Raw genomic sequence first — 14697 nt, forward strand, 5'->3', positions numbered from 1 at the left:
ACGGCCTCCGTTCCCGGTGGGGAGCGGAGGCCGTCGGCGTGCGGGGGCGGAACCGGTCAGAGGGTGCCGGTGATGCTGGCGCCGTAGTGGTTGCCGGTGACGCCGGTGAGGTTGATGGCACCGGCGCCGGTCCAGGTGCCGTTGACCCGGCGGATCGTGTGCAGGATGCGGTTGTCGGTCGTGACGAAGGTGGTCTGGAGCTCGTTGTCCACGGCCGCGACGGAGACCCCGGTCGCGGTGAAGCTGCTCCCCAGCACGCTGGTCAGGTCGGTCAGCGGCGTCCAGTTCCCGTCCGCCATGCGGGCCGCGTGGAACTGCTTGGCGCCGTTGTTCGCGGTCACGACGATCTGCATGTCGGTACCGGTTCCGGCCACGGCCACGTCGGAGGCCACACCCGCGTTGCCCGCCGCCGTGTAGACGTCGCCCCACGGGGTCCAGTTGCCGTCGTTGCTGCGCAGCGAGTGGTAGACCCGGCCTCCGGCGACCACGGCGACCTGGAGCTGACCGTTGACCGAGGCCTCGGAGGCACTGGTCACCGGAGCGGGCAGGGTGCCCGCCTCCGCCATGACGTCGCCGAAGGCGGTCCAGGAGCCGTCGAAGTGGCGTACCGAGTGGAAGAGGCCACCGTTGGCCACCGCGAGGACGTTGAGCTCGGTGCCGATGGTCACGGCGGAGAGCTTGGTGACGTCGGTGAGGGTGCCGGCGGCCGCGTTGACGTCGCCGAAGGCGCCCCATGTCCCGTTCGCCAGGCGGATGGTGTGGTAGACGTGCCCGTTGCCGCCGACCGCAACCACGTGGGTGTCACCGTTGAGACCGGCGTCCGCGACGGAGCCGACGGTGCCGATGTCACCGGCCTGGCTCGCGATGTTCCCGAAGCCCGTCCAGGTGCCGTCCGACTTGCGCAGGCCGTGGAAGATCGCGCCGCCGCCGTTGACCACTACCTGGGCCTTCATGCCCTCGGCGGGGGCCGGGGTCGAGGCACCGTAGGGGCTGGCGAAGCCCATGAGGTTGACGTTGTAGCCGCCGGCCGTCCACTCCACGGCGCCGACCGAGCCCGGCATGTTCTTGTTCTCGGTGACCCGGCCGCCGTCGCCGCCCTGGTTGCCGCCGATCCAGTCGATCGTGCCGTTGGCGTGGACGGCGCTGACGATCGCGACGTGGTCGTAGGTGGTGAAGCCCGTGCCCTGGCTCTTGGGGTGGAAGAAGACCGCGTCACCGACGTGCGGGGTGGAGGACAGGCCGCCGTAGTTGTTCTTGGCGTACGTCTGGAAGGAGTTGGCCAGGTCGTTCAGGGGGCCGAGGTTCTGCACGCCGTTGCGGGACCAGGCCCAGCCGGCGAAGTCGGCGCACCAGGCGTGGGCCTCACTGCCGCCGGAGCAGCTACGGGTCTGGTTGGTCCCCGGGGCGTAGTAGCCGGCGCCGCCGTTGCCGCAGGCGTCGCTGCCCAGCTGCCCCCGCATGGTGGCCACGATGTCCGCACCGGTGGCGGCTTGGGCGGAGGGGGCAAGGACGGTCAGGCCCGCACCGAGTACGAGGGCGGCGACGGCGGTGGAGGAGGCGCGCAGGGCGGTCTTGGGCATGGCGAATCGATCCTTCGGAGTGCTGTCGAGGAAGAAGGGCGGCAACTTCCGGCCGCGGCGGGGTGGTGCGAAGTGCTGGTGGCCCGGCCCGTTCGACGGACCGGGTCCGGGAGGGGCGTCAGGCCCCGGTGACGGGCAGGACCCCGTCGGTGAGGCCGATCTGGCCGCCGTCGGCGCCGATCGCGTAGAACGAGGCACCGGCCCGGAGACTCGGGACTCCCGCGGGAACCGCGATCCGGTACTTGACCGTCAGGGTTCCGTGGGCCGGGAGGGTGTACGGGGTGGCGCCCGCCGAGCCGATCGGCACGGTTCCCGGGCCGGGCACCCGGATCGCCTTCCAGCCGGCGGACTCGGGGTCGAACCGTTCGAGGGTGGCCTTGAGTGCCTGGCCGGAGCCGTCGGTGAGGACGAGCATCGGGGCGAGCGAGGGGTAGGCCGTGGCGGTCCGGTTGGTGAGGACCACACTGAACTCGGTCGCTCCGGACCCGGTGCGCAGGCTCTCCGGCAGTCCGGTGAGCACGGCCTCCACGGGCAGGGCGGCCGCGGCCCGTGCCGTGTCGGGCCCTTGGGGCACCTCGGCGGCCGGTGCGGCGGATCCCTTCGCGGCCTGCGGCTCCTGCGGTGCCCGCGACGCGTCGGCCGTGGCGGCCGGCGCGGACGGCGCGGACGGCGCGGACGGCGCGGACCCAGCGGGGGCAGAGGCGGCGGGCGTGGATGCGGGGCTCGCGGGGACGGAGGCCACCGCGGCTGCGGGGCGGGCCGCTCCGGGGGCGGCTGCCGGGGCCGCCGCGTTCGAGCAGCCCACGAGCGGGGCGAGGACGGTGGCGGCGATCAGCCCCATCCCGATCAGGCGGAGTCGTCCCATCACAGGGTCCCGGTGATGCTGGCCGCGTAGTGGTTGCCGTTGACGCCGGTGAGGTTGATGGAACCGGCGCCGGTCCAGGTGCCGTTGACCCGGCGGATCGTGTGCAGGATCCGGTTGTCCGTGGTGACGAAGGTGGCCTGCAGCTCACCGTCGACGGCCGCGGCGCTCACCCCGGTCGCGGTGAAGCTGCCCAGGGTGGCGGTCAGGTCGGCCAGCGGCACCCAGGTGCCGTCGCCGAGGCGGGCGCCGTGGAACTGCTTGGCGCCGTTGTTCGAGGTCACGATGATCTGCATGTCCGAGCCGGTGCCGGCCACCGCGACGTCGGAGGCCGTCCCTGCGTTGCCGGCCGCCGTGTAGACGTCGCCCCAGGGGGACCACGTACCGCCCGAGCTGCGGATCGAGTGGTAGACGCGGCCGCCGGCCACCGCCACCACCTGGAGCTGCCCGTTCACCGAGGCCTCTGCGGCGCTGGTCACCGGAGCGGGCAGCGTGCCCGCCTCGGCGGAGACGTCGCCGAACGGGGTCCAGGAGCCGTCGAAGTGACGTACCGAATGGTTCAGCTTCCCGTCGGCCACCGCGAGGACGTTCACGTCCGTGCCGATCGTCACCGCCGACACCTTCGTGACCGGACCCAGCGCCCCGGCGGCGGCGTTCACGTCCCCGAAGGCGCCCCAACTGCCGTTCGCCAGGCGGATGGTGTGGTAGATGTGCCCGTTGCCGCCGACCGCCACCACATGGGTGTCACCGTTGAGACCGGCGTCCGCGACGGAGCCGACGGTGCCGATGTCACCGGCCTGGCTCGCGATGTTCCCGAAGCCCGTCCAGGTGCCGTCGGAGTTGCGCAGGCCGTGGTAGATCGCGCCGCCGCCGTTGACCAGCACCTGGGCCTTCATGCCGACGGCGGGGGCCGGGGTGGAGGGGTACGGGTTCGCGTGGTCGGCGCCCAGACCGGCGGCCGGACCGCAGGTCGGCCAGGCGCCCTGGCCCTGACCGGCCAGGATCTTCTCGCCGGTCAGGATCTGCTGCTGCTTGCTCGCCTGGTCGGGGCGGGCGGCGTACTGCGTGCCGCCGTAGGCCTTCCAGGTCGACATCGAAATCTGCAGGCCGCCGTAGTAGCTGTTGCCGGTGTTGATCGACCAGTTCCCGCCGGCCTCGCACTGGGCCACCTTGTCCCAGGTCGATATGGAAGCGGCGGAAGCATTGGTGGTCAACAGGAGCGGGGCGGCGAGGGCGACCATGGCGGCGACGGTCACGGTGCGGGAGGAGTTCCTACGGGCGGAGGGGCGCATGGTCGATTCCTTGGAGGTTCGGACGCAGGAGGGGGCAGCGGCTACTGCGGCTGCGGCTGCGAGGGGAGGAAGCGGAACAGCGGGAGCGAGGGGCTCGGGCCGGCAGGCCTCAGAGGGTCGGGAACTTCGCGGTGAAGGCGTTGCCGACGCTGACCACGTCGTCGAAGCTGCGCTTGCCGGGGCCGAACTCGGAGCCCGCCATGGCCCGCTTCTTGCCGTTCACGATCTCCCACACGGTGTTGCTGTTCGGCGAGAGCAGCATCGTGCCGTTGGCCGGTGCGGCCTTGGCGGCGGCCGCGGCCAGCCACCCGCCCGGGGTACCGAGCAGCGCGCGCTTGTCGTAGCCGAAGCCGGTGAAGTCCGCGTTGGTCAGGGGGACCGCCACCCCGCCCGCCATCACGTAGACGGTGGAGTCGGCGCCCGAGACCTCCTTGACGATCGAGCCGTTGGGCATCTGCTTGGCGGCCGCGGAGGCCAGCCAGTCGGTCGGAACTCCCATCAGGGCCTGCTGGCTGTACCCGTTGGCGGTCCATTCGGCGGCCGAGATGTGCAGCGCCGTACCGTTGACGATCACGTAGCGGGACGGGTCGTTGCCGGTCTGGTCCATCACCACGCGGCCGGTCGACACGGTCCGCTGCGCCGCGGCCTGCAGCCAGGCGGAGGGAACCCCGTAGTCGGTGCGGGTGTTGTAGCCGTCCTCGGTCCAGTCCGATCCGGAGATCGCCAGCGCGGCTCCGTCGATGATCACGTAGCGGCTGGCGCCGCCGGCCTGGTCGTGGACCACCGTGCCGGCCGGCGGGGCACTGGCCAGACCGTTGAAGGCGTTGTTGTCGATGAGCACGACCTTGCCCAGGTCGTAGTGGTCCGGGGTCACGTCCGAACCCGCCACCGGGACACCGGCTCCGGCGACCATCACCCGCACGTCCGGACCGTTCGGCGACTTCACCAGAGTGCCGTTGGCCAGCGTGGAGGGGGCCGGGTAGCTCGGACCGGTCGGGTACGGGTCCGCGTGGTCGGCGCCGAGGTTGTACTTGGGGCCGCAGTTGGGCCAGGCGCCCTGGCCCTGACCGGCCAGGATCTTCTCACCGATCAGGATCTGCTGCTGCTTGGTGGCGTGGTCCGCCCGGTCGGCGTACTGCGTACCGCCGTAGGCACGCCAGGTCGGCATCGATATCTGGAGACCGCCGAAGTACTGACCGGTCGAGTCGACGATCTGCCAGTTGCCGCTGGCCTCGCACTGCGCGACCTTGTCCCACGTGGCGACGGAAGCGGCCGAGGCCGGGGTGCTCGCGAGGAGCGGGGCGGCCAGGGCCAGCAGGGCGGTCGCGGCGGTGACCGTGGCGGTGGCGAGTGCGGACTTCTTGCGGGCGGCGGCGGAGCGCATCGGGATTCCCTAGGGCAGCAGGTCTGGGTGTCGGCGGTGGAGCGCCGGGAACGCCGGCCGGAGCGGGCGGCGGGACCGAGCCGCCCGGCCGGTTCGGGCCGGGCGGCTCAGTGGTGGTGCTCAGTGGTGGAGCTCGCTCGCCGGCGCTCGGTGCTGGTAGTCAGCAGTGGCGCTCAGCGGTGGTGCGGACCGGTCTCAGACGGTCGGGAACTTCGCGGTGAAGGCGCTGGAGACGTTCACCACGTCGTCGAAGCTGAGCTTCCCGGCGCCGAACTCGGAGCCCGCCATCGCCCGCTTCTTGCCGCCCACGATCTGCCACACGGTGGCGCTCTCCGCAGACTTGATCATCGTGCCGTTGGCCGGAGCCGCCTTGGTCACGGCCGAGTTCAGCCACTCGGCGGGAGCACCGTCGATCGGACGCTGGTCGTAACCGAAGCCGATGAAGTCGGCGTTGGTCAGCGGAGCGGCCACGCCGCCGGCCATCACGTAGACCGAGGCGGAGGCACCCGAGGCGTCCTTGACGATCGTGCCGTTGGCGACCTGCTTGTTCACCGTCGAGCCCAGCCACTCACCCGGAACACCCATCAGGGACAGCTTGTCGAAGCCGACACCGGTCCACTCGGAGGCCGAGATGTGCACCGGCGTGCCGCCCACCATGACGTAGCGGGACGGGTCGGTGCCCGACTGGTCCATGACGACCGTGCCCGACTGCAGGGGCTTGGCGACCGCACCCTTCAGCCACTCGGCCGGAACGCCCATCAGGGTCTGCTCGTCGTAGTTGTCGGCCGTCCACTCGGAGCCCGAGATGTGCAGCGCCGAACCGGCGACCATGACGTAGCGGGACGGGTCGGTGCCCGACTGGTCCATCACGACGATGCCGGTCGCCACCGTGCGCTGCGCCGCGTCCTTCAGCCATGAGGTCGGAACGCCCATGTCGGCACGGGTGTTGTAGCCGCCGGCGACCCAGTCGGCGCCACCGATCTTCAGCGCGGCGTCGCCGATGATCACGTACTTGTCCACGCCTCCGGCGAGGTCGTGGACCACGGTGCCGGCCGGCGGGGCGCTCGACAGGGACCGGAAGGCCTGGTCGTCCACCGTGACGACCTTGCTCAGGTCGTACTTGTCAGGAGTGACGTCGGAGCCCGCCACCGCGAGACCGGCCCCCTTGATCATCACCTTGACGGACGGGCCGCTCGCCGACTTCACGAGCGTGCCGTCGGCCAGCGAGGCCGGGTTCGGCAGGGACGGCGTCGAGCTGCCGGCCGGGGAGACGTAGCCGCTGATCGTCTGGCCGTTGGAACCCCAGGGCTTCTCACCCACGTGCCAGCTGGTGGTGGAAGCGGTGCTGACGTGGCCCGGCCGGTTGCCCTGGTTGCCGCCGGTGAGGGTGACCGTGTTCCCGGAGATCCCGGTCACCAGGGCTACGTGGTCGGCGTAGTTGCTGCCGTTGTAGTTGAAGACGACCGCGTCGCCGACGTGCGGGGTGCTGGAGACCGTCCCGTACTTCTTGCCGTAGTCCATGAAGCTCGCCGCCCGGTCGTCCAGGCTCGACAGGCCGGTGACTCCGTTGCGGGACCAGACCCAGCCGGCGAAGTCGGCACACCAGGCGTGGGCCGTGACGCCGCCGCTGCAGCTGTTGGTCTGGTTGGGGCCGCCGTCGTAACCACCGTGTGCACAGGCTCCGTTGCCGTTCTCGGCACGGGCGGTGGAGGAGATTCCGTCGGTCAGCGGCGAGGCGCTGGCCGGGGTGACCACCGCCATGGTGAACGCGGTCGCCGCCAGGGCGGAGGTGGAGGCGATGCGGATGGCGATGGTCTTGACGGTGCTGGACATGCTGAAGCTCCTGATGGCGTGAAAGGAAGTGTGGTGGCGCTGCGGGATGCGCAGCTGGGCCTGGTGAGGGCCGAAGATTGGGGGCGCGCCGGTCGGGGCCGGTGGACGGCTGCCCTGCAGGAGCAGCTGTCGGGCCGTGGATGTGGCGCGCGGGGTGGTGCGACGGGCGGGCTCTGGCGGTACGTCAGCCAGGCGGTGCTGTGGTGGTGCGGGGCCTGCGGGTGGTGCGGGTCGTGCGGGTCGTGCGGGTCGTGCGGGTCGTGCGGGTCGTGCGGGTCGTGCGGGTCGTGCTGAAGTTTGTGGGCCGCTGCGGGGTGGCGCTGTGGGCGCTGCTCCCCCGGCGGTGGGGCCGGCTACTCCCAGACGGTGGTGTTCTTGCCGACCGGGGCGGTCTCCCAGACGGTGGTGTTCTTGCCGACCGGGGCGGTCTCCCAGACGGTGGTGGCGGTGACCCGGGTGTCGGAGGTGCCGGTGGTGTGGGCGGCGACTGCCGGGGCGACGGCGGCGACGGCGAAGGCGAGGGAAGCGACCGCGGCGGCCTTGGCGAGGCGAGTGCGAAGCATGGGAGTGGTCCTTTTCGAGAGCTGGGATGACTGGCCTTTTCCGGTCTCACGTCCCGCGGTGACGTTTCCTCCGGTGTTGCCTTCGGGCGGTGTTCCCTTCCGGCGATCACTACTTTCGTCGCAGCTCACGGTCGGTGGAAGGGCTTTCAGGTGGACGGAACCGGACCTGGACCGTTCCGTCCAGGGAGTCCGGAAGTGGCCATCAGGAGCCGCTCGTAGTACGGCGTCACCAGAGGTACGCCGACACGCCCGACCGTCCAGCCCCGTAGCGCCGGTACCTCCTCGAAGGCGCGGCGGCAGAGCGCCTCCGTACGCCGTTCCGCCTCGACAAGGCTGTCCGCGATCAGATACACGCCGAGGGTCGGACCCGGCAGCGCGCGCGGATGCGCGGAAACGTGCTCCACCGGACCACAGGCGCCCCCACCGCCCGGGCGGTCGGCATGGGCACGGGCGTGGGATTCGGCATCCGCATCGGCGAAGGCGCGGACGAGTTCCCCTGCGTGCGGGGGGAGTTGCGCGCCGGCCGACGGAGCACGGAGGGCGGCGTGGATGAGATACATGGACGCCACCCTTCCGAACACTTCACATCGGGCAAATAGCATGAAGGTGGACGGTTGGGGCCTTGGCCGGAACCGTCCAGGCGGGAACGCCCTGCCCGGTTCCGGACACCCCGTGCGATGATCAGCGTGCCTTGACCATGGGTGTACACGGGGGGAACCGCTGTGCTGGCAACTCTTGGCCTCGACGCGACCGCAGAGGCTGTTTACCGCACCATGCTCGCGCGCCCGCGAGACGGAGTACGCGCGCTCGCCGACCAGATCGGCACGTCCGAAGCAGAGATCCGGCGCAGCCTGGACCTGCTCAGCGAGCTGGCCCTGATCCGGCCGTCCTACGAACAGGCGGGAGAGCTCCGCGCCGTGCCGCCCGAGGTCGGCATGGAGATCCTGATGGCCCGCCAGCAGGCGGAGCTCGCGGCCCAGCAGCTGCGCATCGAGGCTTCGCGCGCGGCCGCAGCCCAGCTGATCTCGGAGTTCGCCGACCTGAGCCCGGCCGCCTCCGGCCCGGGCATCGAGCAGCTGGTGGGCCTGGACGAGATCCGGACCCGGATCACCGGCCTGGCGCACGGGGTCCAGCACGACCTGATGACGTTCGCCCCCGGCGGGGGCCACCGCCCCGAGAGCCTGGAGGCCTCGAAGGCGAGCGACCTGGCGCTGCTGGACCGCGGGGTACGGATGCGGTCCCTGTTCCAGGACAGCGTGCGCAACAGCCAGACCACCGTGGCCTACGCGACCTGGCTGGGCGAGCTCGGCGGCGAGGTACGTACCGCCCCCGACCTGCCCACCCGGCTGATGATCTTCGACCGGACCACCGCCGTCATCCCGGTCAGCAGCGACGACAGCGCGGCGGGCGCGGTGGTCCTGACCGGCCAGGGCACCCTGACGGCCCTGTGCGCGCTCTTCGAGAACGTCTGGTCCGCCGCGCAGCCCCTCGGCGGCACCTCGGAGGAGCGGCACGAGGACGGGCTCAGCCCCCAGGAGACCACCGTGATCCGGCTCCTGGCGCAGGGCCTGACCGACGAGGCGATCGCCAAGCGGCTCGCGGTCTCGCCCCGCACGGCCCGCCGCCTGGCCAACGGCCTGATGGAACAGCTCGGCGCCGCGAGCCGCTTCGAGTTCGGCGTCCGCGCGGTCCAGCGCGGCTGGCTCCCCGGCACGGAGTAGGGGGACCGCCCCCTACTCCCGGACCCCGGCCAGCGTGAGCGCCCCGGGGCCGCGCGGGGCTGACGTAGCGTTTCGGTCATGACCATGCCATCGCCTCATCAGCCCCCCGGCCCGTACGGGCCACCGCAGCCCCCGGATCGCTACGGCGGCCGGCAGTACGCCCCGCAGCCCTCGCCGTATCCGCAGGAACAACCGCACCTCCCGCAGCAGTCTTACCCGCCGCAGTCCTCGTACCCGGATCAAGGAGCATGGGGCCGGCCGCCGATGGGGCAGCCGCCGCGCAAGAAGAACCGGACCGGCATGGTGATCGGGATCGTCGCCGCCTCGCTGGTGGGGCTCTTCGTGGTGTCCCGGGTGATCGGGGCCGGGTCCGAGACGACCGGAGCCGGCTTCCCCGAGGCCGAGTACCGGCTCGTCCTGCCGAAGACCATGCTGGCCGGCAAGTTCGAGCTGACCGAGGATCAGTCGCAGACCCGGGCCAAGGAAGCGCTGAAGGGCAGTTACGACTCGACGGTCCGCAACCCGGAGCCGGCCGTCGGCCAGTACACGTCCGACTCCACGTCAGGGCTGGGCGCCATCGCCGTCTCGGGGATGTACGGCCAGTTCAAGGACCCGGAGAGGATCCGGCACCAGTTGTTGGCCGGCGCCGCGGGCGGCAAAGGCGCGACCTTGGCGGCCCCCGCCAGGGACATCACGCCCGTCGGCTCGGGCATCACGGTGACCTGCCAGGTGCTGACCATGACACAGGACGGCTCCGGGGCCACCGTGCCGATGTGCGCCTGGGCGGACGAGAACACCGGCGCCGCGGTCGCAGTCGTCAGCGCCGAGACCTTGCGGCAGAGCCCCGGGGCGGTCGATCTCGGCAAGGTCGCCGAGACCACCCTCAAGGTGCGCGAGGAGACCCGGCGGCCGATCGGTTGATTGCCGGGCCGCGCGGCAGCCGGGCGGGACATCGGGGGGCGGACGACATCGCCCTGGTGGGCAGCCCCGGCCCCGGCGGCTACGCCGACGCCTTGATGCCCTCCAGGAACGGCTCCACCGCCTCGCGCCAGGCCGTCGGCTGGTCGTAGTGGAGGTAGTGGCCGGCGTCGGGGATCTCCGCGTACTGGCCCGCCGGGAGGACGCGGACCATCTCCTGGGCCTCCGCGCGGCCCAGCTCGCCGTCCAGGCCGCGGACCACCAGCGTCGGGCAGCGGACCTGGGCGAGCTCCTCCCAGTGCGCGTCGTGCACCCAGGTCTCCCGCGCGGTCAGCATCTGACGGCGCGAGAACACCGGGCGCCAGCCGTCGTCGGCCTCGTGCATCACCTCGGCGAAGAACTGCCCGCGCCCCGGATCCGGGCGCTCCACCCGGGGGTCGTCCTCGCCGAACCAGCGGCGGGCGGCGTCCTGCGTCGGGAACGGCAGCGGCCAGTGGCTGAACCACTCCTCCCACTCCTGCTGCGAGGCCTCCCCGAGCGCGGAAGCCCGCATGTCGCAGATGACCAGCGCCGCTACGAGGTCGGGGCTCCGGGCCGCGACCTGCCAGGCGGTGAGGGCGCCCATGGAGTGGCCGATCAGGGTCACCGGGGCCAGTCCGAGCTGCTCGATGACGGCCTCGGCATCGGCCACGAAGGCCTCGCGGCCGTAGCGGGTCGCGCTGTCCGGGCCGGCCGGCGGGTGCTCGCTCTGGCCGTGGCCGCGCTGGTCGAGGGCCACGACGCGGCGGCCCGCGGAGAGCCAGCGGGCGGTGCCCGCCCAGTGGAACGCGCGGCCCATCAATCCGTGGAGTAACAGCGCGGCGGGCTCGCCCGACGGCTGCGTGACGGACTGCCGGGCCCCGGGCGGCCCCGCGGCCGGTTGCTGGAATTCCCAGGCCGCCAGGCGCACGCCGTCGGCCCCTGTCACATCGAAGCGCTGTACCACCGCAGATGCACCCCCTTCGCTCCCGGCCACAGTATCGAACCCGTATTCGAAAACCGGGTTCCCGCCGACAACACCGCTCTTTCGAGTGACCTTGCTCAAGGATTGGCCGCCGCTGCCGATGGAGATCCTTTCAACAGGGAGGCGGGCCGCTCGGGGAAGACGGTCCGAAGGGGATGACCTTGAGAGCTCGGGGCTCCAGGTCAAACAGGGGAGGACTGGTCCCGGCGCCGCAAGGCGCCGGGACCATCCATACCTATCCACCACCGCTCCACACCAGTCGTCCCACCCTTGCGGGGGATGGAAACGAACGCCCGTGCGTCAATCCGTCGATGCGCCAGTGCCCCGGATGCGCGGGTGCTCCTGTACGCCGAAGCGTCAGCAAGTCAGCGCGTCAGCGCGTCAGCGCTTGGCCACGAACACGTGGGAGGCGACGTCCGCCTCCAGCTCCGCGGCCTCGCCCCCGCTGCCGACCAGCACGCCGCCCGGCGACTCGGTCACGCTGACCACCGAGCCGGGCTGCACGCCCGCCCGGCGCAGCGTGTACATCAGCTGCGCGTCCGTCTGGATCGGCTCCCCGATCCGGCGGATGACGACGGTCTTGCCCTCGACGCCCGGGTCCAGCTCGGCCAGGCTGACCATCCCTTCCCCCAGGAACGGGTCCGCCTCGGCCTTCTCGCCCAGCTCTTCCAGCCCGGGGATCGGGTTGCCGTACGGCGACTCGGTCGGGTGACGCAGCAGCTCCAGCACCCGCCGCTCCACCGCCTCGCTCATCACGTGCTCCCAGCGGCAGGCCTCCGCGTGCACCTGCTCCCACTCGAGGCCGATGACGTCGACGAGCAGACACTCCGCGAGCCGGTGCTTGCGCATCACGCGCGTCGCCAGCCGCCGCCCCTCCTCCGTCAGTTCCAGGTGCCGGTCGCTCGCGACGGCCACCAGCCCGTCGCGCTCCATCCGCGCCACCGTCTGGCTCACCGTCGGGCCGCTCTGGTCGAGCCTCTCGGCGATGCGGGCGCGCATGGGGACCACACCTTCCTCTTCCAGCTCGAGGATGGTGCGGAGATACATCTCCGTGGTATCGATCAGTCCGGACATTCGTGCCCCTCGGATATCGTGCGCTGGCCCTGCACCCAATTCTGACGCATCACGCCGACAACCGTCCCGTGCCGACGGTCAAGGCCCGATCCAGACGTCTCCCCGGAGCCGTCCCACGGGTCTCATTACACCCCCCACCGGGCCTTTCGTCCCTTGGATTGACGCTCGTATTGACAGGCCCTTGGTCCAGACCGCACGGTGAGCGGCGGACACGGACGACAACCTCACCCAACTCCCACCCCGGAAGGCCATCGGCGTATGAGCGAGAGCAAGCTGGCCGGTCAGTTCTTCGACGCCGCGATCGGCCTGCTGGAGCGGGTACGGGACGAGGAGTCCGCGCGCATCGGCGAGGCCGGCACGGTCATCGCCGATGCCGTGGCCGCCGGGAACAAGCTCTTCGCCTTCGGCGCCGGGCACTCCTCGCTCCCCGCCCAGGACGTCGTCTACCGGGCCGGCGGACTTGCCCTGATGAACTTCCTCGCCGTCCCCGGCACCGCCGGCATCGACGTCATGCCCGCCACCCTCGGCAGCGCCCTGGAGCGCGTCGACGGCCTCGCCGGGGCGGTCCTGGACAGCAGCCCGGCCTCCGACGGCGACGTCCTGGTGATCATCTCCCTCTCCGGGCGCAACGCCCTGCCGGTCGAGATGGCCATGAACGCCCGCGCGATCGGCCTCAAGGTCATCGGCGTGACCTCGGTGGCGTACGCGACCGGGACCAAGTCCCGGCACGTCTCCGGCACCTTCCTCAAGGACCACTGCGACATCGTCCTCGACAGCAAGATCGCGGTCGGCGACGCCGAGCTGACCCTCGACGGCATCGAGGCCCCCTTCGCACCCGCCTCCACCGTCGTGACCAGCGCGATCATGCAGGCGGTCATGGCCGCCGCGGCCGGCGAGCTCGCCGCCCGCGGGGTGGAGCCGCCGCTGCTGCGCTCGGGCAATGTCGACGGCGGCCACGAGTGGAACGGCCGCGTCATGCAGGAGTACGGCGACCGGATCTTCTTCCGCCACTGAGCCGCGAAGCACCACTGAGCCCCGCAGCGCCGCCGAGCCCCGCCGGGCCCCACTGCGCGCTACGGGGCCGGGCGGTGCCCCGTGCGGCCCGCCGCCAGGTCCAGGTCCGCCGCGACCCGGGCCGCGACCTCCTCCGCGTACGCCGCGTCCGCCCGTTCGAAGGCGGCCCGCGAAGCCCCGCGCAGGAAGGTCAGGGTCCCCAGGCTCCGCCCCCGGCTGCGCAGCACCGCGCACAGGGCGTGCGCCGCGCCCTCCGGCCAGCGCCGGGCGCCCGCCCACTCGGCGTCGGCCTCCCCGCGCGGCGCGCTGGCCCGCACCGACCCGGCCCGGTCCAGCGCCTGGAACGCCGGGTGCCCGTCCTCGTAGGGCACCGGGATCACCCCGGGCTCCGGCAGCCCCGGCAACCCGGGCGGGGACGCCGCCCAGCGCAGCAGCCGGGCCCGTGCGCTCCCGTCGGGTGATTCGAGTACGTCGAGCAGCGCGTGCTCGGCGAAGCCCGCCAGGGCGAACTCCAGCCGTACCGCCGCCGCCTCCGCCGGGTCCTCGCACTCCGCGGCGGCCCGCCCGGCCCGGTACAGCTGGTGGGAGCGGAACCGCAGCTGCGCGGTGTCCAGCTGCGCCTGCCGGGCCTCGGTGACGTCCTGGAACAGCAGGGCGACCCCGAGCGGTACGGGTTCCTCCGCGAGCGGCGACCCGAGGCGCAGGAACCCGCACCGCCAGCACCGCCGCCGTTCGCCCTCGGCGCCGCGTACGGACACCCACAGCTCCACGGGGGCCGGGGGCGCGCCCTCGGCCAGTACGTGCTGCAGGGCCCCTTCCAGCTCCTCCACGCCCTGCGCCAGCAGCTCTCCCAGCGGCCGCCCGAGCAGCGCGGTGCGGCCGGAGCCGAAGGCGCGGGCCGCGTGCGCGTTGACGACCGCCGGGCGCAGGTCCACGTCGACGAGGACCACGCCCCAGGAGGCGTCGTCCATCAGCGATTCGCTCAGCGCGATGGAGCGCTCCAGGTCGATCTGCGCGTGCACCTCGCTGAAGGCGCAGTACACCCCGGCCGGTTTCCCGTCCGCGCCGGGCACCCCGGCGGACTGGGTGCGTACGAGGATCCGCCCGCCGTCCTTGGTGAGCAGGGCGAACTCGTGCACCTGCCGGCCCGGCACGTCCTGGGCGGCCATGAGCCTGTCCTGCACGTCGTGCGCGTCGGCGGCCCGTACGGCCCACCCCGCGAACCCCTTGCGCCCCACGGCTTCCGCCGCCGACCACCCCAGGATCCGCTCGGCCTCGCGGTTCCAGTGGGTGATCACGCCCTCGGCGTCGAACGCGCACAGGGCGGCGTCCATCCCGTCGAGCAGCGCTGCGAGCAGATCGTCGGCGGTCTCGTTACGTCCGGAAGCAGTCACCTGGGCCCCCTGCAGGTGTTCGCGTGTGCGGCACGTCACGTCATTGAACTGGAACGTGA

At 72.1% G+C, this 14697-nt stretch carries 13 protein-coding genes; 3 read left to right on the forward strand and 10 right to left on the reverse strand.

Features of this window, described 5'->3' with window-relative positions:
* Positions 1-56: 56 nt before the first annotated feature.
* The 7 genes from AC3IYJ_RS17650 to AC3IYJ_RS17680 all read right to left on the reverse strand — a co-directional run bounded on the left by AC3IYJ_RS17650 (position 57) and on the right by AC3IYJ_RS17680 (position 8074).
* The gene (locus AC3IYJ_RS17650) at positions 57-1580 is read right to left on the reverse strand and encodes a CHAP domain-containing protein (RefSeq protein ID WP_489402254.1); all 1524 of its coding nucleotides are present in this window, start codon (positions 1578-1580) and stop codon (positions 57-59) included.
* Between the two features lie 118 nt (positions 1581-1698).
* A complete protein-coding gene (locus AC3IYJ_RS17655; protein WP_489402255.1) occupies positions 1699-2445 on the reverse strand; it encodes a hypothetical protein in 747 nt (248 codons plus the stop codon).
* Positions 2445-3734 carry a transglycosylase family protein gene (locus AC3IYJ_RS17660; protein ID WP_489402256.1) on the reverse strand — a complete coding sequence of 430 codons (1290 nt, stop codon included), beginning with the start codon at positions 3732-3734 and terminating at the stop codon, positions 2445-2447. The genes AC3IYJ_RS17655 and AC3IYJ_RS17660 overlap by 1 nt, the downstream gene beginning before the upstream one ends.
* 109 nt (positions 3735-3843) lie before the next feature.
* Positions 3844-5118, reverse strand: coding sequence for a transglycosylase family protein (locus AC3IYJ_RS17665; RefSeq protein WP_489402257.1), 1275 nt, complete (start codon positions 5116-5118; stop codon positions 3844-3846).
* 195 nt (positions 5119-5313) lie between these two features.
* On the reverse strand, positions 5314-6951 hold the full coding sequence (locus AC3IYJ_RS17670) for a CHAP domain-containing protein (protein ID WP_489402258.1): 1638 nt from the start codon (positions 6949-6951) through the stop codon (positions 5314-5316).
* A gap of 353 nt (positions 6952-7304) precedes the next feature.
* Positions 7305-7514 (reverse strand): hypothetical protein, encoded by a 210-nt coding sequence (locus tag AC3IYJ_RS17675; protein WP_489402259.1) that lies wholly within the window; start codon positions 7512-7514, stop codon positions 7305-7307.
* A gap of 146 nt (positions 7515-7660) precedes the next feature.
* Entirely contained in the window at positions 7661-8074 is a 414-nt protein-coding gene (locus AC3IYJ_RS17680) for a hypothetical protein (protein WP_489402260.1), read from the reverse strand.
* 162 nt (positions 8075-8236) lie between these two features.
* Here AC3IYJ_RS17680 and AC3IYJ_RS17685 point away from each other — a divergent pair, with 162 nt between their 5' ends.
* Entirely contained in the window at positions 8237-9235 is a 999-nt protein-coding gene (locus AC3IYJ_RS17685; RefSeq protein ID WP_489402261.1) for a helix-turn-helix transcriptional regulator, read from the forward strand.
* A gap of 264 nt (positions 9236-9499) precedes the next feature.
* Positions 9500-10156, forward strand: coding sequence for a hypothetical protein (locus AC3IYJ_RS17690; RefSeq protein WP_489402262.1), 657 nt, complete (start codon positions 9500-9502; stop codon positions 10154-10156).
* Positions 10157-10235: 79 nt separating this feature from the next.
* Here the strand turns inward: AC3IYJ_RS17690 and AC3IYJ_RS17695 are convergent, their stop codons facing one another.
* A complete protein-coding gene (locus AC3IYJ_RS17695; protein ID WP_489402263.1) occupies positions 10236-11138 on the reverse strand; it encodes an alpha/beta fold hydrolase in 903 nt (300 codons plus the stop codon).
* A gap of 399 nt (positions 11139-11537) precedes the next feature.
* Positions 11538-12230 (reverse strand): iron-dependent transcriptional repressor DtxR, encoded by a 693-nt coding sequence (locus AC3IYJ_RS17700; protein WP_489402264.1) that lies wholly within the window; start codon positions 12228-12230, stop codon positions 11538-11540.
* Positions 12231-12488: 258 nt separating this feature from the next.
* Between AC3IYJ_RS17700 and AC3IYJ_RS17705 the strand changes: the two genes are divergently transcribed.
* Positions 12489-13244 (forward strand): SIS domain-containing protein, encoded by a 756-nt coding sequence (locus AC3IYJ_RS17705; protein ID WP_489402265.1) that lies wholly within the window; start codon positions 12489-12491, stop codon positions 13242-13244.
* A 59-nt stretch (positions 13245-13303) separates the two neighbouring features.
* Here the strand turns inward: AC3IYJ_RS17705 and AC3IYJ_RS17710 are convergent, their stop codons facing one another.
* Positions 13304-14638, reverse strand: coding sequence for a PAS domain-containing protein (locus AC3IYJ_RS17710; protein ID WP_489402266.1), 1335 nt, complete (start codon positions 14636-14638; stop codon positions 13304-13306).
* Between the last annotated feature and the right edge of the window lie 59 nt (positions 14639-14697).

It is taken from the genome of Streptomyces sp. GL_140 (assembly GCF_057834465.1).

Excerpts from the sequence above, each read along its gene's own strand:
- AC3IYJ_RS17660 (WP_489402256.1), bottom strand. The coding sequence starts at position 3,734 with ATGCGCCCCTCCGCCCGTAGGAACTCCTCCCGCACCGTGACCGTCGCC.
- AC3IYJ_RS17650 (WP_489402254.1), bottom strand. The coding sequence starts at position 1,580 with ATGCCCAAGACCGCCCTGCGCGCCTCCTCCACCGCCGTCGCCGCCCTC.
- AC3IYJ_RS17690 (WP_489402262.1), top strand. The coding sequence starts at position 9,500 with ATGGGGCAGCCGCCGCGCAAGAAGAACCGGACCGGCATGGTGATCGGG.
- AC3IYJ_RS17665 (WP_489402257.1), bottom strand. The coding sequence starts at position 5,118 with ATGCGCTCCGCCGCCGCCCGCAAGAAGTCCGCACTCGCCACCGCCACG.
- AC3IYJ_RS17700 (WP_489402264.1), bottom strand. The coding sequence starts at position 12,230 with ATGTCCGGACTGATCGATACCACGGAGATGTATCTCCGCACCATCCTC.
- AC3IYJ_RS17675 (WP_489402259.1), bottom strand. The coding sequence starts at position 7,514 with ATGCTTCGCACTCGCCTCGCCAAGGCCGCCGCGGTCGCTTCCCTCGCC.
- AC3IYJ_RS17705 (WP_489402265.1), top strand. The coding sequence starts at position 12,489 with ATGAGCGAGAGCAAGCTGGCCGGTCAGTTCTTCGACGCCGCGATCGGC.
- AC3IYJ_RS17655 (WP_489402255.1), bottom strand. The coding sequence starts at position 2,445 with ATGGGACGACTCCGCCTGATCGGGATGGGGCTGATCGCCGCCACCGTC.
- AC3IYJ_RS17680 (WP_489402260.1), bottom strand. The coding sequence starts at position 8,074 with ATGTATCTCATCCACGCCGCCCTCCGTGCTCCGTCGGCCGGCGCGCAA.
- AC3IYJ_RS17670 (WP_489402258.1), bottom strand. The coding sequence starts at position 6,951 with ATGTCCAGCACCGTCAAGACCATCGCCATCCGCATCGCCTCCACCTCC.